The sequence below is a fragment of the Rhodanobacter sp. FW104-R8 genome, from assembly GCF_001617365.1.
Classification (GTDB): domain Bacteria; phylum Pseudomonadota; class Gammaproteobacteria; order Xanthomonadales; family Rhodanobacteraceae; genus Rhodanobacter.
The window spans coordinates 1-20743 of the sequence record NZ_LVJR01000010.1 but is presented as its reverse complement, the minus strand read 5'-3'; the positions used below and the strand labels follow the sequence as shown (position 1 = coordinate 20743).

The window sequence follows — 20743 nt, the reverse complement described above, 5'->3', positions numbered from 1 at the left end:
CCGCAACATGACAGCAAGCGCAGGACTGCCATGCCCCTGACCCCCGCCAACCAGCCTGCACGCTGGCGCGCCGCCATTCCGCGCGTCGTGCTGCTGCTGTTGCTGGCGCTGGCCTTCGTGCTGCTGACCGGCCTGCTGGATGGCGGCATCGGGGTGAGTCCGCCGCGCATGTTCGACCAGGCCCGCTATCCGCTGGCCAATGCCTGGCCGGGCCTGCTGCTGGCCTTGGTGCTGCTGGCGATCAGCCGACGCGCGGTGCTGTCGTTCGCCCTGGCGTTCCTGCTGCAGGGGCTGCTGTACGCGGCCAATGTGCTGAAGAAGGCGAATCTCGGCACGCCGCTGCTGCCGGACGATTTCCGCATCGTCGGCCAGTTGCGCAAGGGCGGCCTGCACATCCTGTCCGGCTACCTGCCGCACGGCCCGTGGCCCTATCTCGGCGCACTCGCCGCGGTGGCGCTGATCGTCGCGGCGTGGCGGCTGGAGCCACCTCTGTTCCCGCGGCGCACGCGCGGCCTGCGCCTGCTCGGCGGCGGCATGCTGGCGCTGGCGCTGGCCAGCATGCTGGCCGGACGGCCGGTGTGGAGCCGGGTTTACAACGCGAATACGCTGTGGCTGGAACCGTGGTCGGCGATTTCCACCGCCACCCATTCCGGCCTGGTCAGCTCGCTGATGCTGTTCCACCTGGAATACAACAAGGGCGAGCGCAAGCCGGACCGCACCGCGGCCACGCAACTGATCGAACAGTCCACGCCGGCCCTGCTGCAGTCCATGCGGGCGCCGGCAGCGGGCGGCGAACTGCCCGACATCGTGGTGGTGCAGAGCGAATCGTTCTTCGACCCTGCCATCATGCGCGGCTACGAGCACAGCGACTTCACGCCGAACCTGCGCCGGCTCGCCGCCGGCGGCACCAGCGGCATGCTGCACGTGCCCACCTTCGGCGGCGGCACCATCCGCACCGAGTTCGAGGTGCTCACCGGGCTGTCGCTGCGCTATTTCGACAACCTGCAGTTCCCCTACCTGCAGATGGGCCGCAAGCCGCTGCCGGGGCTGGTGCGCACGCTCAGCCGCCATGGCTACTCGACGCTGGCGCTGCACGGCAACGACCCGGCGTTCTGGAACCGCACCGCCGCGTTCAAGGCGATCGGCTTCGACCGCTTCGTGTCGCAGTCGTCGTTCCCGCACGACGCGCCCGACGATGGCAAGTACATGGCCGACAGCGCGATGACCGACGAAATCATGACGCAGCTGAAGGACGACGGCCCGCCGCAGTTCATCTTCGCCATCAGCATCGAGGCGCACGGCCCATACGACGTCGAGCCTGCCCACGTCGCCGAACGCGACGCGATCCCGGTGCCGGAGGGCATTGAAGGCCGCGACAAGCGGGAACTGCAAACCTATCTCTATCACCTGAAGCACGCCGACGCCGAACTTGGCCGGCTGGTGAAGCTGCTGGCCCAGCGCCGGCGGCCCAGCGTGGTGCTGTTCTACGGCGACCACCTGCCCGCGCTCAGCAACAGCTACCACACCACCGGCTTCGTCGACGGCGGCGACATGCTGAGCCAGGCCGGCGTGTGGCTGCTGGTCGACCCGAAGCAGCCGGGCCAGCCCGCGCAGGTGGAAACCGCCTCATGGCTGCTGCCCGGCAAGCTGCTGGCGCACATCGGCATCCACGACGATGCCTATTTCGCGCTGACCGAACTGGTCGGCCCCCGACTGGCCGCGCTCACCGAGGCTCCCGGTGCCCCGCCGCTGCCCGAAGGCAACGACCAACACCGGCTCGACCAGGCGATGGCCAGCATCGGCCAGTTGCGCATGCGCGGCAAGCTGGACCACCTGCTGCCGCAACCACCCGAACCATCTCCGGCCAGCGTCGCCCACCGCGGTGAACCGGCAGCTCCGTTGCCCGCAGGCGTGGTGCTGCTCGATGCGGCGGGTGGACACGGCTCTCGGCCGCCGTTCAGCGAGCTGTCCGCCGACTGAAGGCCGCGGCGGCCGTTCAGACGGGAGTCCGGGAGCAGCACCTAGGTTGGTGACGTCCGCAGCAGGCGTGGCACGCCTCGCCTCGCGGCACCCCCCCACTGGAGGTCAACCCCATGCGCAAGACCATGCTTTCCGCCCTCGTCCTCGGTGCCAGCGTTCTCACCGCCTCCGCCTTCGCCCAGGTCAACCTGGGCGGCGCCGCCCAGGTCGGCGCCGGCGTCCACGCGGGCGCGGCCATACCGGACGCCATGCACGCGGCCGGCCAGACCACCGCCCAGACCGAGCAGACCCTGCACCGCGCCGGTTCCCACGTGAAGCACAAGGTCCACAAGGTCGCCGACAAGACCGCGTCGACCGCCAATGACAACACCGACACGAACGCCAACGCGAATGCCAACGGCGCGATCGGGGCGGGTGCCGGCGACTCGCACGCCAGCGCCAACGCCAATGTCGATGCCGGCGAAGGGATCGATACCGCCGCCACCGCCGGCAAGGCAGGCGATATGGGCCGGGGCGTGGGCGGCGATGTGCGCGACGCCGCCCACTCGGCGATCCAGTCCACCGACCGTGCCGCCGGCTCGGTCGGCGATGCGGTGAAGGGCCTCAACGCCAGCGGCAACGCCGGTGCCAGCGGCAATGCCAGCGGGAATGCGAACGCCAACGCCCACGGGCACTGAGCCCGCCCCACCACCGGCCCGGCATGCCGCCCGGGTCGGCAGGGCAAAAAAGAAAACCCCGCCGAGGCGGGGTTTTCTTTGGTCGTAGTGTAGACGCTGGCTTAGAAATCCATGCCGCCCATACCGCCCATGCCGCCGCCCATGCCGCCGCCGTGGCTGTGGCCTTCGTCCTTCTTCGGCAGCTCGGCCACCATCGCTTCGGTGGTGATCGCCAGGCCGGCGACCGACGCGGCGTACTGCAGCGCCGAACGGGTGACCTTGGTCGGGTCCAGGATGCCCATCGCGACCATGTCGCCGAACTCGCCGGTGGCGGCGTTGTAGCCGAAGTTGCCCTTGCCTTCCTTCACCTGGTTGACGATGACGGACGGCTCGGCGCCGGCGTTGAACACGATCTCGCGCAGCGGCGCTTCCAGCGCGCGGCGGGTGATCGCGATGCCGAGGTTCTGGTCCTCGTTGTCGCCCTTGAGGTTCTCGACCGCCTTCAGCGCGCGGATCAGCGCCACGCCGCCGCCCGGCACCACGCCTTCCTCGACCGCCGCACGGGTGGCGTGCAGGGCGTCTTCGACGCGGGCCTTCTTTTCCTTCATCTCGACTTCCGTCGCCGCGCCGACCTTGATCACGGCCACGCCGCCGGCCAGCTTGGCCACGCGCTCCTGCAGCTTCTCGCGGTCGTAGTCGGAGGAGGTCTCCTCGATCTGCGCCTTGACCTGCTTGATGCGCGACTGGATCTTCTCCGCGTCGCCGGCGCCGTCGATGATGGTGGTGTTTTCCTTGGTGATCACCACGCGCTTGGCGCGGCCCAGATCGGCGATGGTGGTCTTCTCCAGCGACAGGCCGACTTCCTCGGACACGACCTGGCCGTTGGTGAGGATCGCGATGTCCTCGAGGATCGCCTTGCGGCGGTCGCCGAAGCCCGGGGCCTTCACGGCGGCGACCTTGACGATGCCGCGGATGGTGTTGACCACCAGCGTGGCCAGCGCCTCGCCCTCGACTTCCTCGGCCACGATCAGCAGCGGCTTGCCCGCCTTGGCGACGGCTTCCAGCACGGGCAGCAGCTCGCGCACGTTGGAGACCTTCTTGTCGTGGATCAGGATGTACGGGTCGTCCAGCTCGACCTGCTGGCTCTGCTGGTTGTTGATGAAGTACGGCGACAGGTAGCCGCGGTCGAACTGCATGCCCTCGACCACGTCCAGTTCGTTGTCCAGGCCCGAGCCTTCCTCGACGGTGATCACGCCTTCCTTGCCGACCTTCTTCATCGCGGTGGCGATGATGTCGCCGATGGCGACGTCGGAGTTGGCGGAGATGGTGCCGACCTGGGCGATCGCCTTGTCGTCGGCGGTGGGCTTGCTGAGGTTCTTCAGCTCGCCGACGGCGGCGACCACGGCCTTGTCGATGCCGCGCTTCAGGTCCATCGGGTTGATGCCCGCGGCGACGGCCTTGAGGCCCTCGCGGATGAACGCCTGCGCCAGCACGGTGGCGGTGGTGGTGCCGTCACCGGCGTTGTCGGAGGTCTTGGAAGCGGCTTCCTTGACGATCTGCGCGCCCATGTTCTCGTAGGGGTCGGCCAGCTCGATCTCCTTCGCCACGGATACGCCGTCCTTGGTGATCGTGGGGGCGCCGAAGCTCTTCTGGAGCACGACATTGCGGCCCTTCGGGCCGAGGGTGACCTTGACGGCATTGGCGAGCGTGTTCACGCCCTTGAGGATGCGTGCGCGGGCGTCTTCGCCGAAACGGACTTCTTTAGCGGCCATAAAATTTTTCCTTGAAAAATTTTGAAATTGAGTAAGGGTTTGTTGCAGCGGGTCACCGAACCGCACGGCGTGCGCGCTTCAACGCGCTCGACCGGGTTCGGCCGAAGGCCTCAGCCCTCGATCACCGCCACGATGTCGTCTTCCTTCAGGAAGACCAGCTCTTCGCCGTCGATCTTGATTTCCTGGCCGGCGTACTTGCCGAACAGCACCACGTCGCCGGCCTTCAGCGACATCGGGCGCACCTTGCCGTCGCTCAGGATCAGGCCGGTGCCGGCGGCGACGACCTTGCCGCGGGTCGGCTTCTCGGTGGCGCTGTCGGGGATGACGATGCCGCCGGCGGAGACGCGCTCCTCTTCGAGGCGCTTGACGATGACGCGGTCGTGCAACGGACGCAGTGTGCTCATGGATGACTCCAGCTGACTAGGTTGTTGATGGGCAAGGCTTTCAAGACCCGGGCCGGCGATCTTGTTAGCACTCAGGGTGAATGAGTGCCAATTCTACGGGTCTGCGACGCCGCTGCAAGAACTGTGTGCCCTGGGATGAGCAACCTAATTGGGCGAACGGGCGCGACTTTCAAGAGTCGCCGGCGAAATCGACCCGCGGCCGGGGTAGGCTTGGCCGATGACCTCGCCCATCGCACCCGCCACCGTCCTGCTCTGCTATTGCGCCTGCCCCGACGCGGCCAGCGCGCAGATGATCGCCGGGGCATTGGTGGACGAACGGCTGGCCGCCTGCGTGAATCGCCTGCCCGGGGTCGCCTCGACCTACCGGTGGCAGGGCCGCGTGACCACCGAGGGCGAGGACCTGCTGCTGATCAAGACCACCGCCACGCGCTTCGACGCGCTGAAGGCGCGCCTGCTGGAACTGCACCCCTACGCGCTGCCCGAGCTGGTCGCGGTGCCGGTGGAGCGCGGCCACGCGGCCTACCTGGACTGGGTGCGCGCCGCGACCGGCGAGGCGCCGCAAGACTGCTGACAGCCCTTGGCAGTGGCACTTGGGCACACTGGACATCCCCGCCCCTGCCGCTCCCCCGAGATGAAGAAGATCGACCATGCCGTGCTGCTGTCGCTGGGCGCCCTGTGGGGCGGCTCGTTCCTGTTCATGCGGATGGGCGCCGGCGCCTTCGGTGCCCTGCCGCTGGCCGGTTTGCGCGCGATCGGCGCGGCGTTGTGCTTCCTGCCGCTGCTGGCCTCGCGCGCGCGGCTCGCCGAATGGCGCGCGCACTGGAAACCCATCGCCGTAGTCGGACTGACCAACTCGGCGCTGCCGTTCGTGCTGTTCACCTTCGCCACGCGCAGCCTGCCGGCGGGGCTGGCCTCGATCATCGACGGCATGACGCCGATGTTCGCCGCGCTGATCGGCTGGCTCTGGCTGGGCCAGCGACTGGACGCCTGGCGCGGTGCCGGACTGGCGATCGGCTTCGCCGGCGTGGTCTGGCTGGCCGAGGGCAGCCTCGCGCTGGGGCCGGGTGCGGGCATGGCGCTGCTCGCCTGCGTCGCCGCCACCGTGCTGTACGGCTACGCGGTGCACTACACCCACCTGCGCCTGGCCGGCGTAACGCCGCTGGTGGTGACGGTCGGCAGCCACATGGTCGCCGCGCTCCTGCTGCTGCCGACGACGCTGCTGGCGTGGCCGGCGCAGGCCCCGCCGCTGCAGGCGTGGCTGGCCGCCGCGGGGCTGGCGGTGCTGTGCACGGCGCTGGCCTATGTGCTGTTCTTCTGGGTGCTGGCGCGGGTCGGCGCGACGCGGATCATGGTGATCCCCTACCTGATCCCGGCGTTCGGCGTGCTGTGGGGCGCCCTGCTGCTCCACGAGCCGGTGAGCGCCCGCATGCTCGGCGGCTGCGCGGTGATCCTGCTGGGCACGGCACTCACCACCGGGCTGGTGCGCACGCGCCGCACGGCGCCGGCACTGGCCGCCGAGAAGGCATAAGGCCGCAACGAGCGGAGGCGCGGCCGGCATGGTCCATAATGGCCTTCTCGCTGCTGCGCCTCTGGAATCGCGATGCGTCTGATCACCGGCCGTCTGGCCGCCCGCCTGCCCGCACTGGCCTTCCTGCTGCTCGGCCTGCTGTGCGCCGCGCCCGCGCCGGCGCAGGACACGGACAACCTGCTGCCGGTGACCGAGGCGTACAAGCTGAGCGCCGACACGGCCACGCCCGGCATGCTGAAGCTGCACTGGACCATCGCGCCGGACTACTACCTCTACCGCGGCCGCATGAAGTTCAAGGGCGGCGACGGCGTCACCCTGGGCGAGGCGCAGCTGCCCGACGGCGAGAAGCACCACGACGAATACCTCGGCGACGTGGAGACCTACCACCACGGCGTCGACGCCAGCATCCCGTACAGCGTCGCCGCCGGCACCACGCGGCTGCAACTGAGCGTGCAGTACCAGGGCTGCCACGAGGTCGATCCGAAGATCTGCTACCCGCCGCATACCGAGAAGCTGGACCTGCCGCTGCCGGCCAGCGCCGGCGTCGCGGCAACCCCGACGACGGGCAACGCCCTGGGCGCGGCGCTGAGCCAGCTCGGCAGCCGCACGGGCACGGCGGCGGCCGGCGCACCGCTGCCGGCCGAGCAGGCGTTCCGCTTCGAGGCGCTGGCGCAGGGTCCGCAGCAGTTGCTGCTGCGCTGGACGATGCCGAAGGGCTACTACCTGTACCGCGACCAGACCACGCTGAAGCTCGGCGACGCCGCCGGCCTCACGCTGAAGCCCGCATGGCCGGCGGGCACCGCGCACCGCGACGAACACTACGGCGATGTCACCGTGTATTTCGACCAGGTCGAGCTGCCGGTGACGGTGGAAGGCGACCTGGCCGGCCGCAGGCAGCTCGCGCTGCAGGCGAGTTTCCAGGGCTGCCAGGACGGCGGCCTGTGTTATCCGCTGATGACCCGCGCGGTGGACATCGACCTCGGCAGCGGCGCCGTGGCATCCGGTGCCGTGGCACCGGAAATGCCGCCCGCCGATCTTGCCGGCGGTCCGCTGCAGGTCAGCCTGGTCGCCGCGCTGCTGCTGGCGCTGGGCGGCGGCCTGGTGCTGAACCTGATGCCATGCGTGCTGCCGGTGCTGTCGATCAAGGCGGTCAGCGTGCTGGAAAGCGGCGAGAACCGCGCCACCGCCCGCCGCCACGCGCTGTTCTACACCGCCGGCGTGCTGTGCAGCTTTGCCACGCTGGGGCTGGGCATCCTCGCGCTGCGCGCGGCCGGCCACGCGCTCGGCTGGGGCTCGCAGCTGCAGCAGCCGCTGCTGGTCGGCGCGCTGGCCTGCGTGATGCTGGCGGTGGGCCTGTCGATGTCCGGCGTGGTGCAGTTCGGCGCGTCGCTGGGCAATACCGGCGCCGGCCTCGCCGCGCGCTCCGGCCCGGCCGGCGACTTCTTCACCGGCGTGCTGGCGGTGGTGGTGGCCAGCCCGTGCACCGCGCCGTTCATGGGTGGCGCACTGGCGTATGCGTTCGCCGCACCGATGCTGTCCGCGCTGCTGGTGTTCCTGATGCTGGGCGTCGGGCTGGCGCTGCCGTTCCTGGCGGTCGGCTTCGTGCCCGCGCTGGCGCGCCTGCTGCCGAAGCCCGGCCGCTGGATGGAAACGCTGAAGCAGGTGCTGGCCTTCCCGATGTACCTCACCGCCGCCTGGCTGGTGTGGGTGCTGGCGAACCAGCGCGGCGCCGACGCGGTCGGCCTGGTGCTGGTGGCGATGGTGCTGCTGGCGATGACGCTGTGGTGGTTCGAGCGCAGCCGCTCGCGCGGGGCGCCCAGCAAGTTGATGGTGGCGGTGCTGGCGCTCGCCACCCTGGTGCCGATGTACCTGCTCGCTCACGTGCCGCCACCGTCGAACACGGCCGTGGCCGAGGAAGGCGTGGTCGCCTACAGCCCGCAGAAACTCGCCGAGCTGCGCGCGGCCGGCACGCCGGTGTTCGTCGACATGACCGCCGACTGGTGCGTCACCTGCAAGGCGAACGAACACGCCGTGCTGGGCACGCAGGCCTTCCGCGACCTGCTGCAGCGCACCGGCGCGGTCTACATGAAGGGCGACTGGACCGACGTCAACCCGACCATCAGTGAGTTCCTGCAGGCCTACCACTCGCCGGGCGTGCCGCTGTACGTGGTGTTCCCGAAGCACGGCGGCCCGGGCCGGAAGCTGTCCACCGTGCTGACTGCCGCGCTGGTCGAACAGGCGCTGACGGAAGCCGCACGCTGATGCTCAGCCGCGGCAACTGGCTGATCCTCGGCCTGGCGGTGCTGGCCGCCGCGCTGGGCGGCTACGCGCAGCACCGCAGCCGGCCGCCGGCGTCCACCGCCGACGCGCCGCCGACGCTGCTCGGCCAGCCGCTGCCGCCGCTCAGCCTGCCCGACCTTGACGGCGCATCGCACCGGCTGGACAGCTACCGCGGGCGCCGCGTGCTGCTGAACTTCTGGGCCAGCTGGTGCGCGCCGTGCCTGCGGGAGATGCCGGCGCTGGCCGAGGCACAGGCCAAGTTCGGCGAAAAAGCGCCGATCGTGGTCGGAATTGCGATGGACGAGCCTGCTCGCATCCGGGCGTTTTTGGCCGCACATCCGGTGAATTACCCGATCTTGATCGGCCGGATGGGTCCACCGAGTACCTCGCTGCTGCTGGGCAATACGCGCCAGGTCCTCCCCTATAGCGTGCTGATCGACGCCGATGGGCGCCTGTTGGCTACACAGGCGGGCCCGCTATCCGCCACGCAGCTGGCACAGTGGCTGGCACCAGCGAAAGATCGGCACTGACATACGCCTACGCACGGAAACCCGGGACTTCTCCGTCAAACATCGTCGATCTGCAGCGAACTGGACAATATCCCGGACTACGCGCACACTGCGCCGGTTTCCGATGCTGGCTGGACGGTTTCGTGGCGAAAATCCTGGTCCTGCACGGACCCAATCTCAATCTGCTGGGCGTACGCGAGCCGCAAGTCTACGGCCACGACACGCTGGCCGACATCAACCAGCGGCTGGCCGAGCGCGCGCATGCGGCCGGGCACGAGCTGGTCTGGTTCCAGTCGAACGCCGAGCACGAGCTGATCGGCCGCATCCACCAGGGCCGCGACGACCGCACCGCGATGATCCTGTGCAACGCCGGCGCACTCACCCATACCAGCATCGCCCTGCGCGACGCGTTCGCCGCGGTGGCGATCCCGTTCATCGAGGTGCACCTGTCGAACGTGTTCGCCCGCGAACCGTTCCGCCACCACTCGTACCTGTCCGACCTCGCGCTCGGCGTGATCTGCGGTTTCGGCGCCGACAGCTACCGGCTGGCGCTGGACGCGGCGCTGCAGCGCCTGCAGACGTCCGCCGCGAATTGACCGGCGCCGTCCGCGCGCCCCTCATCCACCATCCAGCCGCCCCGGGCGGCATGACTGACCAAAGGCTGATCCGATGGATTTGCGCAAAATAAAGAAACTGATCGACCTGCTCGAGGAATCCAACCTCGCCGAGCTGGAAATCAAGGAGGGCGAGGAGGTCGTCCGCCTGTCGCGCGTGCCGAAGAACGCTGCGCCCGCCCAGGCTGCCGCGCCGGCCGCCGCGCCGGTGATGGTGGCCGCCGCGCCCGCCCCGGCCGCCGCGACCTCGGCAGCGGCGGCCGCCGAGGCTCCGGCCGCGAACGCGCTGCCCGCCGGCCACGTGGTGAAGGCGCCGATGGTCGGCACCTTCTACGCCTCGGCCAGCCCGGGCACGCCGGCCTTCGTGAAGGTCGGCCAGCAGGTGAAGGCCGGCGAGACGCTGGGCATCATCGAGGCGATGAAGATGTTCAACCAGATCGAGGCCGACGTGGCCGGCACCGTGCAGGCGATCCTGGTCGAGAACGGCCAGCCGGTGGAATTCGACGAACCCATGTTCGTGATTGCCTGAGGCCGCCCGGATGCTCGAGAAGGTCGTCATCGCCAACCGCGGCGAAATCGCGCTGCGCGTGCTGCGCGCCTGCCACAGTCTGGGCATCAAGACCGTGGCGGTGCACTCCACCGTGGACCGCAACCTGAAGCATGTCGGCCTCGCCGACGAGTCGATCTGCATCGGTCCCGGGCCGTCGGTCGACAGCTACCTCAACATCCCGCGGATCATCGCGGCGGCGGAAATCACCGACGCCCAGGCGATCCACCCCGGCTACGGCTTCCTGTCCGAGCGCGCCGACTTCGCCGAGCAGGTGGAGCAGTCCGGCTTCGTCTTCATCGGGCCGACCGCCGAGGTGATCCGCCTGATGGGCGACAAGGTCGAGGCGATCCGCGCGATGAAGGCGGCCGGCGTGCCGTGCGTGCCCGGCTCCGGCGGCCCGCTCGGCGAGGACGTGGACACCAACATCAAGATCGCCCGCGAGATCGGTTACCCGGTGATCATCAAGGCCGCCGGCGGCGGCGGCGGCCGCGGCATGCGCGTGGTGCGCACCGAGGCGCACCTGGGCAACGCCATCACCATGACCAAGCAGGAAGCCAAGGCGGCCTTCGGCAACGATCAGGTCTACATGGAGAAGTTCCTGGAGAACCCGCGTCACGTGGAGGTCCAGGTGCTCGCCGACGGCCAGGGCAACGCGATCCACCTGGGCGAGCGCGACTGCTCGATGCAGCGCCGCCACCAGAAGGTGGTGGAGGAGGCGCCGGCGCCGGGCATCACGCCCGAGCAGCGCGCGGCGATCGGCAAGGTCTGCGTCGATGCCTGCCTGCGCATCGGCTACCGCGGCGCCGGCACGTTCGAGTTCCTGTACGAGAACGGCCGCTTCTACTTCATCGAGATGAACACCCGCATCCAGGTCGAGCACCCGGTGACCGAGTGGATCACCGGCATCGACCTGGTGCGCGAGCAGTTGCTGATCGCCGGTGGCGAGAAGCTCACGATCCGGCAGGAAGACGTGGTGATCCACGGCCATGCGATCGAGTGCCGCATCAACGCCGAGGACCCGGATACGTTCATGCCCAGCCCCGGCACGGTGAAGCGCTTCGAGGCGCCCGGCGGCCCCGGCGTGCGCGTGGACACCCACCTGTACGACGGCTACCGCATCCCGCCGAACTACGACTCGATGATCGGCAAGCTGATCGTGCACGGCCCCGACCGCGAGACCGCGATCGCGCGCATGCGCCTGGCGCTGGCCGAGACGGTGATCGAGGGCGTCAAGTGCAATATCCCGCTGCAGCAGCGGATCATGGCCGACGCCGGTTTCCAGCACGGCGGCCAGAACATCCACTACCTCGAGAAGCGGATGGCCGAGCAGAAAGAGAAAGCCGCCGCCGGCACCTGACCACCTGCAGGAGCGCACCCTGTGCGCGAATGCTCTGATGTCGACACGAGCCAAGAGCATTCGCGCACAGGGTGCGCTCCTACCGCCATCGAATACGTCCATGCCTTTCCTCGAACTCTCCCTGGTCGTCCGCATCGAGCAGCAGCCCCGCGCGGAGGAAGCGCTGGACGACCTCGGCGCACTGTCGATCACGCTGCGGGACGCCGACGCGGAGACACCGGACGAGCAGGCGATCTTCGAGCCGGGCGTGGGCGAGCTGCCACTGTGGCCCACGATCACCCTCAACGCGCTGTTCGACGAAGGCGCCGACCGGCGTGGCCTCGCCGCCGCGCTGGGCGAATTGCTGCCATGGCTCGAACCCGACCAGCTGGCCTTCGCCGAGGTCGCCGACCAGGAGTGGGAGCGCGCATGGATGGACCAGTTCAAGCCGATGCCGTTCGGCCGGCGGCTGTGGATCTACCCGTGGAACATCGAGCCGCCCGTCGATGACGATCTCGTCGTGGTGCGGCTCGATCCCGGCCTCGCCTTCGGCAGCGGCACCCATCCCACCACCGCGTTGTGCCTGGAATGGCTGGACGGCCTCGACCTCGCCGGCAAGACGGTTACCGACTACGGCTGCGGTTCCGGCATCCTGGCGATCGCCGCGCTGAAGCTCGGCGCGGCCGGCGCGGTCGGCGTCGACAACGATCCGCAGGCGCTCACCGCCTCGCGCGACAACGCCGAACGCAACGGCGTGGCCGACCGGCTCGCGCTGTTTCTCCCGGAGGACGTCGAGGCGGAGGCCACTGACGTATTCATCGCCAACATCCTCGCCGGGCCGCTCGGCGAACTGGCGCCCACCTTCGCCGCGGCGGCAAAGCCCGGCGCGCCGTTCGCGATCTCCGGCATCCTCGCCGGCCAGCAGGACGAGCTGCTGCAGCGCTATGCCGAATGGTTCGACGAACTGCGCGTGGATACCCGCGAGGACTGGGTGCGCATCAGCGGCCGCCGCCGCTGAGCGGGCAACGGCTGCCGGCGGCTCCCTGCTAAGCTTGCCGCGGTTTGATCGAAGCGGCTCGCATGTACACCCAATGTCCCGAATGCCTGTCCGTGTTTTCGCTGGATGCGCAGACACTCGCGAAGGCGCACGGCCACGCCGTGTGCGGACACTGCCACGCCAGCTTCGACAGCCTCGCCACGCTGACCGGGCAGTTGCCGCCGGAGCCGTTCGTCGAGTTGCCGGTCAACGAGTCCGCGTTCGAGCCGCCGTGCCTCGACCTGGTGGTCTACCGGCCACGCTCGGAGCCGCCCGTGGTGGTGGTGGCTGGCGACAATGCGGTAGCGGCGGGCGCGGCGGCGATCGAGGATTTTTCGCAGTTGGTGTTCGCCCCCCGCTTTGCGCGCGAACCGCAAGCCCGCCAGTCCGGGCACCCGGGCCGGCGCGAGCGGCGGCGGCACGGGGCGGCGTCCGCCGAACGGCGCTGGCCGTGGGTGCTGGCATGCCTGATGCTGGCGCTGCTGCTCGGCGCCCAGCTGGCCTGGGCCAAGCGCGGCGAGCTGATCCGCAACCCGCTCACCGGCAACTGGTTGCGCGGCAGCTGCGCCCTGCTCGGCTGCCGCCTGCCGCTGGTCGCCGCGCCGCAGCAGCTGCGCCTGCTGGCCAGCAACGTGCAGGCCCATCCCAGCGTTGCCGGCGCGCTGATGATCAGCGCCAGCGTGCGCAACGACGCCGCGTTCACCCAGCCGTATCCGGTGCTGACGATCACCCTGTCCGACGCGCAGGGCCGGCGTATCGCGATGCGCCGGCTGCAGCCGCACGAGTACCTCGACGACGAGGCGACCCTGCAGCGCGGCCTGGCGCCGGGCGCCAGCGCGGTGCTGCTGCTGGAAGTGGAGGACCCCGGCGACAAGGCGGTGGGGTTCGAACTCGGTTTCGAATAGCACTTAAAATTATCGGCACGCGCGGGTAGACTCGACCCTCTGCGCAGATCGCCAAGCCGGTACCCGACACGCCCCGCGATCTGCCGCGACAGCCATGACCATAACGCAGCGGCCCATGCAGCCGCCGCCTCGCACGTGAGGGAAGATGTCCGTGAATGCCGTAAGACTGCCTGCTGTCGAGGCCGCAAAACAGACCTCGTCGCAGAACGCAGGTTCGCCAGGCGTCAGCTCGCAGGGCCAGAGCGCATTGGGCGAATGCGTCACCCGCACGGTACGCCGCTACCTCGCCGACATCGGCGACACCGAATGCGCCGAGGGCCTGCACGCGCTGGTCCTGCGCGAGGTCGAATTGCCGCTGCTGCGCGAGGTGCTGGCCTTCCACGACGGCAACCAGAGCCGCGCCGCCACGGCGCTGGGCATCAACCGCGCCACCCTGCGCAAGAAGCTGGCCGCGCACGGCCTGCTGTAATCCCTCGACCCGGCCGCCCCTGCACGGGGTGGCTATAATGAGCGGCTTTCCCGCCAAGGAACCCCGCCCATGTCCGCCCCCCAGCTCGTCCCGGTCCGTCGCGCCCTGCTCAGTGTCTCCGACAAGACCGGCCTGATCGATCTGGGCCGGCGCCTCGCCGCGAAAGGCATCGAGCTGCTCTCCACCGGCGGCAGCGCGCAGGCGCTGCGCGAGGCCGGCATCGCGGTCACCGAGGTCAGCGGCCTCACCGGCTTCCCCGAGATCATGGACGGCCGCGTGAAGACGCTGCATCCGAAGGTGCACGGCGGCCTGCTCGGCCGCCGCGGCACCGACGACCAGGTGATGGCCGAGCTGGGCATCGCGCCGATCGATCTGCTGGTGCTGAACCTGTACCCGTTCGAAGCCACCGTGGCGAAACCCGGCTGCACGCTAAGCCAAGCGATCGAGAACATCGACATCGGCGGCCCGGCGATGCTGCGTTCGGCGGCGAAGAACTGGAACGACGTGGGCGTGCTGACTTCGCCGGAGCAATACGCCGATGCCCTGGCCGAGATCGAGCAGCACGGCGGCCTCGGCCGTGCGACGCGCTTCAAGCTCGCGGTCGCCGCGTTCAACAACGTGTCCAGCTACGACGGCGCCATCAGCGACTACCTGTCCGGGCTGGAACTCAACGACACGCAGGACGCGATCGCCGGCCATGCCGCCTTCCCCGGCCAGGTCAACGGCCGCTTCGTGAAACTGATGGACCTGCGCTACGGCGAGAACCCGCACCAGCAGGCGGCGTTCTACCGCGACCTGTATCCGGCGCCGGGCACGCTGGCCACCTTCCGCCAGCTGCAGGGCAAGGAACTGTCGTTCAACAACATCGCCGACGCCGACGCGGCGTGGGAGTGCGTGCGCAGCTTCAGCAAGCCGGCCTGCGTGATCGTCAAGCACGCCAACCCCTGCGGCGTGGCGGTGAGCCTGGACGGCATCGGCAAGGCGTATGACCTCGCCTTCCAGACCGACCCCACCTCGGCGTTCGGCGGCATCATCGCGTTCAACCGCGAGGTCGACGGCGCCACCGCGCGCGCGATCGTCGAGCGCCAGTTCGTCGAGGTGGTGCTGGCGCCGGGCTACGCGGACGACGCACTGAAGGCGTTCGCGAAGAAGGGCAACGTGCGCGTGCTGGCGATCCCGCTGCCGGCCGACGGCAACCTGCTCGGCGCCCACCCCGGCAACAGTTCCAAGCGCGTCGGTTCCGGCCTGCTGATCCAGAGCGCCGACACCGGCATGATCACGGCCGCCGACCTCAAGGTGGTCACCCGCCGCGCGCCCACCGAGGCGCAGATCCACGACCTGATCTTCGCCTGGAAGGTGGCCAAGTTCGTCAAGTCCAACGCCATCGTCTACGCCCGCGACCGCCAGACCATCGGCATCGGCGCCGGCCAGATGAGCCGCGTCTACAGCGCGAAGATCGCCGGCATCAAGGCGGCCGACGAGAAACTCGAGGTGCGCGGCTCGGTGATGGCGAGCGACGCGTTCTTCCCGTTCCGCGACGGCATCGACGCCGCCGCCGCCGCAGGCATCAGCGCGGTGATCCAGCCCGGCGGCTCGATGCGCGACGCCGAGGTGATCGCCGCCGCCGACGAGCACGACATGGCGATGGTGTTCACCGGGATGCGCCACTTCCGGCATTGAGTCCCGACGTGTAGGAGCGCACCCTGTGCGCGATGGCTCTTCGTTACGTGATGGAGAGCATTCGCGCACGACCGAAGGAAGCCCCTTGTGGACAGGGTGCGCTCCTACACGCCCCGTAGAAGTCGCGCGTGCCAGGATCGGCGGCGAGTCCGGGGAAACGGTCATGCGCTACGAGCTCTACTACTGGGCCGGCATCCAGGGTCGCGGCGAATTCGTGCGGCTGGCGCTGGAGGATGCCGGCGCCAGCTACGTCGACGTGGCCCGCGAGCAGGGCGACGACGCCCTCGTGCGCTACCTCGACGGCGTGCACGAGGGCGCGCTGCCGTTCGCGCCGCCGTTCCTCAAGGCCGGCCGGCTGCTGATCGCGCAGACCGCGAACATCCTGCAATACCTGGCTCCGCTGCTCGGCCTGGTGCCGGAGGGCGAGGGCCGGCGACTGTACGCGCACCAGCTGCAGCTGACCATCGCCGACCTGGTCGCCGAGGTGCACGACTCCCACCACCCGATCGCCAGCAGCCTGTACTACGAGGACCAGCGCAGCGAGGCGCGCCGCCGCGCCGCCGACCTGCGCGGGACGCGGCTGCCCAGGTACCTGGACTACTTCGAGCAGGTGCTGGAGCGCGGCGGCGGCCACCATGCGCTGCACGAACACTCGTATGTCGACCTCTCGCTGTTCCAGCTGATGAGCGGGCTGGAGTACGCGTTTCCGCGCGCGATGCGCCGCCTCGGCAGCGGCCTGCCGCTGCTGCAGGCGCTGAAGCTGCGGGTGGCGCAGCGGCCTCGCCTCGCCGCCTACCTGGCGTCGCCGCGGCGGCTGCCGTTCAACGAGAGCGGCATCTTCCGCCACTACCCGGAGCTGGACGACCCCACGTAGGGCGGCTCAGGCCAGCGCGATCACCACCGCGCCGGCCACGATCAGGCCGCCGCCGAACAGCAGCGGCAGGCTCGGCTTCTCGCCCAGGAACACCAGCGCCAGCACGATCGCGATCGCCACGCTGAGCTTGTCGATCGGCGCCACCTTGCTGACCGGGCCCAGTTGCAGCGCGCGGTAGTAGCACAGCCACGACAGGCCGGTGGCGATGCCCGACAGCACCAGGAACAGCCAGCTGTGCAGCGGCAGCCCGCTTGGCCTGGCCCACTCCTGGCGCAGGCTGAGGATGCCGGCGGTGACGAACAGGATCACCACGGTGCGGATGAAGGTGGCCAGGTTGGAATTGATGCCGGCCACGCCGAGCTTGCCGAACAGCGCGGTCAGCGCGGCGAACAGCGCCGAACCCAGCGCAAACAGCAACCAGCTTTCACGCAGTTGCATCGTGTCGCCCTCCGTCCGGATACCGCTTCGGCTCCGCCGGCACGCCCGCGCCGGCGAGGTGGTTCAGTGGCCGCCGTCCTCAGCGGCGGGCGCGCTCGACTCGGTGGCCGGCGGCCGGCTCTTGCCCCATTCCAGCACCTTGTACATCACCGGCCCGACCGGCTTCATGCCGTGCTCGTCGACCAGCCGGCCCTGCGGATCGACCAGGTAGGTCTGCTGGATGCCGTTCTTCGGCGTCACTACCACCATGTAGACGCGGCCGTTGCGGCTGTATTCCTGGATGCTGTTGTCGCCCTCCTGGCGGATCCGCACCTGCGGCGGCGACCGGTCGCGGGGCGCCGCCCGCGCGCCGCCCTCGTCGCGCATCGACGGCAGGGACTGCGGCTTCAGCTTCAGCGATTTGCCCGTCGTCCGCGCGGAAGCCGGCGTCGCCGGCGCCACCGCCTTCACGCCCGGGTCGTTCAGCCCCGGTGGCGGCGGCACGTTCGCCGGGGCGGCGGACTGCGCCAGCGCGTGCGTGGCGAACAGGAAGCTGGCGGCAACCAGCAGGGCGGCGTTTTTCATGGCGGCGACCTCGTTGGGGCAGCAGAGCATAGCAGCGGCCACCGCCGCCATTCGTGAAGCGCGGCCTTCCGTCGTGCATGCGAGAATGCCGCACGCGTTGTCCACACGCAGCAGGCCGGGTTGCCCTGCATCATCATTCGGCCGCATATCGACATACACTCCCCCCCCCATTCTTTCTTGTCCCGCCGGCCAGCAGCTCCCGGCGCGGCCTGCTTCGCACAGGTCAGCCCGCCCCATGCCCAAACTCATCCTGATCGACGGCTCGTCCTACCTGTACCGCGCGTTCCACGCATTGCCGCCGTTGAGCAACGCCCGCGGCGAGCCCACCGGCGCGCTGTTCGGCGTGGTCAACATGCTGCGCGCCACCCTGAAGGCGAACCCCGACTACCTGGCCTTCGTCAGCGACGCACCCGGCCCCACCTTCCGCGACGCGCTGTACGAGCACTACAAGGCGAACCGCCCGCCGATGCCGGACGAACTGCGCACGCAGGTCGAGCCGATGCTGGCGATCGTGGGCGCGCTGGGCTTCCCGATCCTGCGCGTGGACGGGGTCGAGGCCGACGACGTGATCGGCACCCTGGCGCTGCAGGCGCAGGCGCTGGGCATCGAGGTGGAGGTATCCACCAGCGACAAGGACATGGCCCAGCTGGTCGGTTCGCACGTCACCCTGGTCAACACCATGAGCAACACGGTGATGGACCGCGCCGGCGTGATGGAGAAATTCGGCGTGCAGCCGGAGCAGATCATCGACTTCCTCGCCCTCACCGGCGACGCCATCGACAACATCCCCGGCGTGCCCAAGTGCGGCCCGAAGACCGCCGCCAAGTGGCTGGCCGACTACGTCACGCTGGACGGCGTGATCGCCAACGCCGACAGGATCGGCGGCAAGATCGGCGAGAACCTGCGCGCCACGCTGCCGCAGCTGCCGCTGTCGCGTGAGCTGGCGACGATCAAGACCGACGTGCCGCTGCAATTCGGCCCCACCGAGCTGACCCGGCGCGAGGCCGACACCGCGCTGCTGCGCGAGCTGTATACGCGATACGAGTTCAAGGCGGCGTTGAAGGAGCTGGATGCCGCGGCCGAACCTGCAGGAGCGCACCCTGTGCACGACGCCCTTCGCCCCGAGCAACATCAGAGCCATCGCGCACAGGGTGCGCTCCCGCAGACGGAATTTTCCGGCCCCGGCGAATATGAGCTGGTCACCACGCAGGCGCAGTTCGACGCCTGGCTGGAGAAGCTGCACCGCGCCGAGCTGATCGCGTTCGACACCGAAACCACCAGCATCGACGCGATGCGCGCGGATATCGTGGGCCTCAGCCTCGCGGTGGAGCCCGGCAAGGCCTGCTACATCCCGCTCGGCCACGACTATCCCGGCGTACCGCCGCAGCTCGGGCGCGACGCCGTGCTGCGCGCGCTGAAGCCCGTCTTCGAGGATCCGGCGCGGGCCAAGCTGGGCCAGCACGCGAAGTACGACATCCACATCCTGTCTCACTACGACATCGCCGTGCAGGGACTCAGGCACGACTCGATGCTGGAGTCCTACGTGTGGAACGCCACCGCCACGCGCCACGACATGGATTCGCTGGCGAAGAAGTACCTCGGCTACGACACGGTGAAATACGAGGAGGTCGCCGGCAAGGGGGCGAAGCAGATCTCGTTCTCGCAGGTGGACCTGGACACCGCCTGCCGCTACGCCGCCGAGGATGCCGACGTCACCCTGCGCCTGCACCGCGCGCTGTGGCCGAAGCTGGAGAGCGTGCCCGCGTTGCGGCGCGTGTACGAGGAGATCGAGATCCCGCTGGTGCCGGTGCTGGCCGCAATGGAACGCCGCGGCGTACTGATCGACGGCGACGAGTTGCGCCGGCAAAGCCAGCAGCTGGGCAAGCGCATGCTGGAGCTGCAGCAGCAGTCGTACGCGCTGGCGGGGCACGAGTTCAACCTCGATTCGCCGAAGCAATTGCAGGCCGTGCTGTTCGACGAACTGGGCCTCGAGGCGAGGATGAAGACGCCGACCGGCCAGCCATCCACCAACGAGGAGGCGCTGGAGGCGATCGCCGATGCCCACGAGTTGCCGCGGCTGATCCTCGACTACCGCGGCCTGGCCAAGCTGCGCTCCACCTACACCGACAAGCTGTCCGCCATCGTCAACCCGCGCACCGGCCGCGTGCACACCAGCTACCACCAGGGCTCGGTGGCGACCGGGCGGATCTCCTCGTCCGACCCGAACCTGCAGAACATCCCGGTGCGCACCGAGGAAGGCCGGCGCATCCGCCAGGCCTTCATCGCCCCGCCGGGCTGGCGGGTGATGGCGGCGGACTACTCGCAGATCGAGCTGCGCATCATGGCGCACCTGTCCGGCGACGAGGGCCTGCTCAAGGCGTTCCGCGAGGGCGGCGACGTGCACCGCGCCACCGCCGCCGAGGTGTTCGGCCTGAAGCCCGAGGAAGTCAGCGCCAACCAGCGCCGCGCCGCCAAGGCGATCAACTTCGGCCTGATGTACGGCATGAGCGCATTCGGCCTGGCGCGCCAGCTCGGCGTGGACCGCGGCGAAGCCGGCGACTACATGGCGCGCTACTTCGCCCGCTACCCAGGCGTGCACGCGTTCATGGAAGCGACCCGCGAACGCGCCCATCGCGACGGCTACGTGGAGACGATCTTCGGCCGCCGCCTGTATCTGGAGAACCTCACCGCGCGCAACCAGGGCCAGCGCCAGGGCGCCGAGCGCGCCGCAGTGAACGCGCCGATGCAGGGCAGCGCGGCGGACATCATCAAGCGCGCGATGATCGCCGTAGCGGCCTGGCTGCGCGAGCGCGACGACGCCCACATGCTGATGCAGGTGCACGACGAACTCGTATTCGAGGTGCGCGCCGACGCGGTCGATGCCGTACGCGCCGCGGTGGTCGAGCGGATGTCCGGCGCGGCGGAATTGACGGTGCCGCTGCTGGTCGACGTGGGGGTGGGCGCGAACTGGGACGAGGCGCATTGAGCGTCGCCACGCGGCCGAGGATCACGGTCACCGCGGTTAATATTTCATGAGAATGAATCGTTTCTGAATTTTTTTCGGGGCGCTGCAACTTTTTCCCGCCAAGCGCACTCCAACGTATCGGATGCACGCAACGGCATCCTGGCGCGCCCACCTCCCTGGGCC

Annotated in this window: 19 protein-coding genes; 15 read left to right on the top strand and 4 right to left on the bottom strand. The window is 69.4% G+C overall.

Features of this window, described 5'->3' with window-relative positions; genetic code table 11:
• The first annotated feature begins 30 nt into the window (after window positions 1–30).
• The gene (locus tag RHOFW104R8_RS02205; protein WP_082823491.1) at window positions 31–1980 is read left to right on the top strand and encodes an LTA synthase family protein; all 1950 of its coding nucleotides are present in this window, start codon (window positions 31–33) and stop codon (window positions 1978–1980) included.
• 113 nt (window positions 1981–2093) lie between these two features.
• Window positions 2094–2657, top strand: coding sequence for a hypothetical protein (locus RHOFW104R8_RS02200; protein WP_068092108.1), 564 nt, complete (start codon window positions 2094–2096; stop codon window positions 2655–2657).
• A 101-nt stretch (window positions 2658–2758) separates the two neighbouring features.
• On the opposite strand, the gene groL is transcribed toward RHOFW104R8_RS02200, so the two are convergent.
• Window positions 2759–4408, bottom strand: coding sequence for a chaperonin GroEL (groL, locus tag RHOFW104R8_RS02195; RefSeq protein WP_068092113.1), 1650 nt, complete (start codon window positions 4406–4408; stop codon window positions 2759–2761).
• A gap of 110 nt (window positions 4409–4518) precedes the next feature.
• Window positions 4519–4812: a co-chaperone GroES gene (locus RHOFW104R8_RS02190; protein WP_008439339.1), complete on the bottom strand. Its 294-nt coding sequence runs from the start codon at window positions 4810–4812 to the stop codon at window positions 4519–4521.
• Between the two features lie 217 nt (window positions 4813–5029).
• Between RHOFW104R8_RS02190 and cutA the strand changes: the two genes are divergently transcribed.
• The 12 genes from cutA to RHOFW104R8_RS02130 all read left to right on the top strand — a co-directional run bounded on the left by cutA (window position 5030) and on the right by RHOFW104R8_RS02130 (window position 16593).
• Window positions 5030–5383: a divalent-cation tolerance protein CutA gene (gene cutA, locus RHOFW104R8_RS02185; protein WP_068092115.1), complete on the top strand. Its 354-nt coding sequence runs from the start codon at window positions 5030–5032 to the stop codon at window positions 5381–5383.
• Between the two features lie 60 nt (window positions 5384–5443).
• Window positions 5444–6340: a DMT family transporter gene (locus RHOFW104R8_RS02180; protein ID WP_068092117.1), complete on the top strand. Its 897-nt coding sequence runs from the start codon at window positions 5444–5446 to the stop codon at window positions 6338–6340.
• A gap of 72 nt (window positions 6341–6412) precedes the next feature.
• Window positions 6413–8602: a protein-disulfide reductase DsbD gene (locus RHOFW104R8_RS02175; RefSeq protein WP_068092120.1), complete on the top strand. Its 2190-nt coding sequence runs from the start codon at window positions 6413–6415 to the stop codon at window positions 8600–8602.
• Window positions 8602–9150, top strand: coding sequence for a TlpA disulfide reductase family protein (locus RHOFW104R8_RS02170; protein ID WP_068092123.1), 549 nt, complete (start codon window positions 8602–8604; stop codon window positions 9148–9150). The genes RHOFW104R8_RS02175 and RHOFW104R8_RS02170 overlap by 1 nt, the downstream gene beginning before the upstream one ends.
• Before the next feature lie 122 nt (window positions 9151–9272).
• Complete coding sequence (aroQ, locus tag RHOFW104R8_RS02165) at window positions 9273–9725, top strand: type II 3-dehydroquinate dehydratase (RefSeq protein ID WP_068092124.1); 453 nt, start codon at window positions 9273–9275, stop codon at window positions 9723–9725.
• Between the two features lie 73 nt (window positions 9726–9798).
• Window positions 9799–10272 carry an acetyl-CoA carboxylase biotin carboxyl carrier protein gene (gene accB / locus RHOFW104R8_RS02160; protein ID WP_068092125.1) on the top strand — a complete coding sequence of 158 codons (474 nt, stop codon included), beginning with the start codon at window positions 9799–9801 and terminating at the stop codon, window positions 10270–10272.
• 10 nt (window positions 10273–10282) lie between these two features.
• On the top strand, window positions 10283–11650 hold the full coding sequence (accC, locus tag RHOFW104R8_RS02155; RefSeq protein WP_068092126.1) for an acetyl-CoA carboxylase biotin carboxylase subunit: 1368 nt from the start codon (window positions 10283–10285) through the stop codon (window positions 11648–11650).
• A gap of 100 nt (window positions 11651–11750) precedes the next feature.
• Window positions 11751–12647 carry a 50S ribosomal protein L11 methyltransferase gene (gene prmA / locus RHOFW104R8_RS02150; RefSeq protein ID WP_068092129.1) on the top strand — a complete coding sequence of 299 codons (897 nt, stop codon included), beginning with the start codon at window positions 11751–11753 and terminating at the stop codon, window positions 12645–12647.
• A gap of 62 nt (window positions 12648–12709) precedes the next feature.
• Window positions 12710–13570: a zinc-ribbon and DUF3426 domain-containing protein gene (locus RHOFW104R8_RS02145; protein WP_068092132.1), complete on the top strand. Its 861-nt coding sequence runs from the start codon at window positions 12710–12712 to the stop codon at window positions 13568–13570.
• Window positions 13571–13715: 145 nt separating this feature from the next.
• Window positions 13716–14039 carry a helix-turn-helix domain-containing protein gene (locus RHOFW104R8_RS02140; RefSeq protein WP_153021670.1) on the top strand — a complete coding sequence of 108 codons (324 nt, stop codon included), beginning with the start codon at window positions 13716–13718 and terminating at the stop codon, window positions 14037–14039.
• A 69-nt stretch (window positions 14040–14108) separates the two neighbouring features.
• On the top strand, window positions 14109–15719 hold the full coding sequence (gene purH / locus RHOFW104R8_RS02135; protein WP_068092138.1) for a bifunctional phosphoribosylaminoimidazolecarboxamide formyltransferase/IMP cyclohydrolase: 1611 nt from the start codon (window positions 14109–14111) through the stop codon (window positions 15717–15719).
• 163 nt (window positions 15720–15882) lie between these two features.
• Window positions 15883–16593 carry a glutathione S-transferase gene (locus RHOFW104R8_RS02130; protein WP_068092141.1) on the top strand — a complete coding sequence of 237 codons (711 nt, stop codon included), beginning with the start codon at window positions 15883–15885 and terminating at the stop codon, window positions 16591–16593.
• 6 nt (window positions 16594–16599) lie between these two features.
• Here RHOFW104R8_RS02130 and RHOFW104R8_RS02125 read toward each other — a convergent pair whose 3' ends face one another.
• Both RHOFW104R8_RS02125 and RHOFW104R8_RS02120 read right to left on the bottom strand, forming a co-directional pair.
• Window positions 16600–17031, bottom strand: a complete 432-nt coding sequence (locus tag RHOFW104R8_RS02125) for an EamA family transporter (RefSeq protein ID WP_068092143.1) — start codon at window positions 17029–17031, stop codon at window positions 16600–16602.
• Between the two features lie 63 nt (window positions 17032–17094).
• Entirely contained in the window at window positions 17095–17595 is a 501-nt protein-coding gene (locus tag RHOFW104R8_RS02120) for a DUF2782 domain-containing protein (protein ID WP_068092325.1), read from the bottom strand.
• A 235-nt stretch (window positions 17596–17830) separates the two neighbouring features.
• On the opposite strand from RHOFW104R8_RS02120, the gene polA reads away from it, so the two are divergent.
• On the top strand, window positions 17831–20581 hold the full coding sequence (polA, locus tag RHOFW104R8_RS02115; RefSeq protein ID WP_068092145.1) for a DNA polymerase I: 2751 nt from the start codon (window positions 17831–17833) through the stop codon (window positions 20579–20581).
• Window positions 20582–20743: the final 162 nt, after the last annotated feature.

What these genes read in the sequence shown, in the direction of transcription:
- RHOFW104R8_RS02205 (WP_082823491.1), top strand. Translation starts at nt 31, where the DNA reads ATGCCCCTGACCCCCGCCAACCAGCCTGCACGCTGGCGCGCCGCCATT.
- RHOFW104R8_RS02200 (WP_068092108.1), top strand. Translation starts at nt 2,094, where the DNA reads ATGCGCAAGACCATGCTTTCCGCCCTCGTCCTCGGTGCCAGCGTTCTC.
- groL (WP_068092113.1), bottom strand. Translation starts at nt 4,408, where the DNA reads ATGGCCGCTAAAGAAGTCCGTTTCGGCGAAGACGCCCGCGCACGCATC.
- RHOFW104R8_RS02190 (WP_008439339.1), bottom strand. Translation starts at nt 4,812, where the DNA reads ATGAGCACACTGCGTCCGTTGCACGACCGCGTCATCGTCAAGCGCCTC.
- cutA (WP_068092115.1), top strand. Translation starts at nt 5,030, where the DNA reads ATGACCTCGCCCATCGCACCCGCCACCGTCCTGCTCTGCTATTGCGCC.
- RHOFW104R8_RS02180 (WP_068092117.1), top strand. Translation starts at nt 5,444, where the DNA reads ATGAAGAAGATCGACCATGCCGTGCTGCTGTCGCTGGGCGCCCTGTGG.
- RHOFW104R8_RS02175 (WP_068092120.1), top strand. Translation starts at nt 6,413, where the DNA reads ATGCGTCTGATCACCGGCCGTCTGGCCGCCCGCCTGCCCGCACTGGCC.
- RHOFW104R8_RS02170 (WP_068092123.1), top strand. Translation starts at nt 8,602, where the DNA reads ATGCTCAGCCGCGGCAACTGGCTGATCCTCGGCCTGGCGGTGCTGGCC.
- accB (WP_068092125.1), top strand. Translation starts at nt 9,799, where the DNA reads ATGGATTTGCGCAAAATAAAGAAACTGATCGACCTGCTCGAGGAATCC.
- accC (WP_068092126.1), top strand. Translation starts at nt 10,283, where the DNA reads ATGCTCGAGAAGGTCGTCATCGCCAACCGCGGCGAAATCGCGCTGCGC.
- prmA (WP_068092129.1), top strand. Translation starts at nt 11,751, where the DNA reads ATGCCTTTCCTCGAACTCTCCCTGGTCGTCCGCATCGAGCAGCAGCCC.
- RHOFW104R8_RS02145 (WP_068092132.1), top strand. Translation starts at nt 12,710, where the DNA reads ATGTACACCCAATGTCCCGAATGCCTGTCCGTGTTTTCGCTGGATGCG.
- RHOFW104R8_RS02140 (WP_153021670.1), top strand. Translation starts at nt 13,716, where the DNA reads ATGTCCGTGAATGCCGTAAGACTGCCTGCTGTCGAGGCCGCAAAACAG.
- purH (WP_068092138.1), top strand. Translation starts at nt 14,109, where the DNA reads ATGTCCGCCCCCCAGCTCGTCCCGGTCCGTCGCGCCCTGCTCAGTGTC.
- RHOFW104R8_RS02130 (WP_068092141.1), top strand. Translation starts at nt 15,883, where the DNA reads ATGCGCTACGAGCTCTACTACTGGGCCGGCATCCAGGGTCGCGGCGAA.
- RHOFW104R8_RS02125 (WP_068092143.1), bottom strand. Translation starts at nt 17,031, where the DNA reads ATGCAACTGCGTGAAAGCTGGTTGCTGTTTGCGCTGGGTTCGGCGCTG.
- RHOFW104R8_RS02120 (WP_068092325.1), bottom strand. Translation starts at nt 17,595, where the DNA reads ATGAAAAACGCCGCCCTGCTGGTTGCCGCCAGCTTCCTGTTCGCCACG.
- polA (WP_068092145.1), top strand. Translation starts at nt 17,831, where the DNA reads ATGCCCAAACTCATCCTGATCGACGGCTCGTCCTACCTGTACCGCGCG.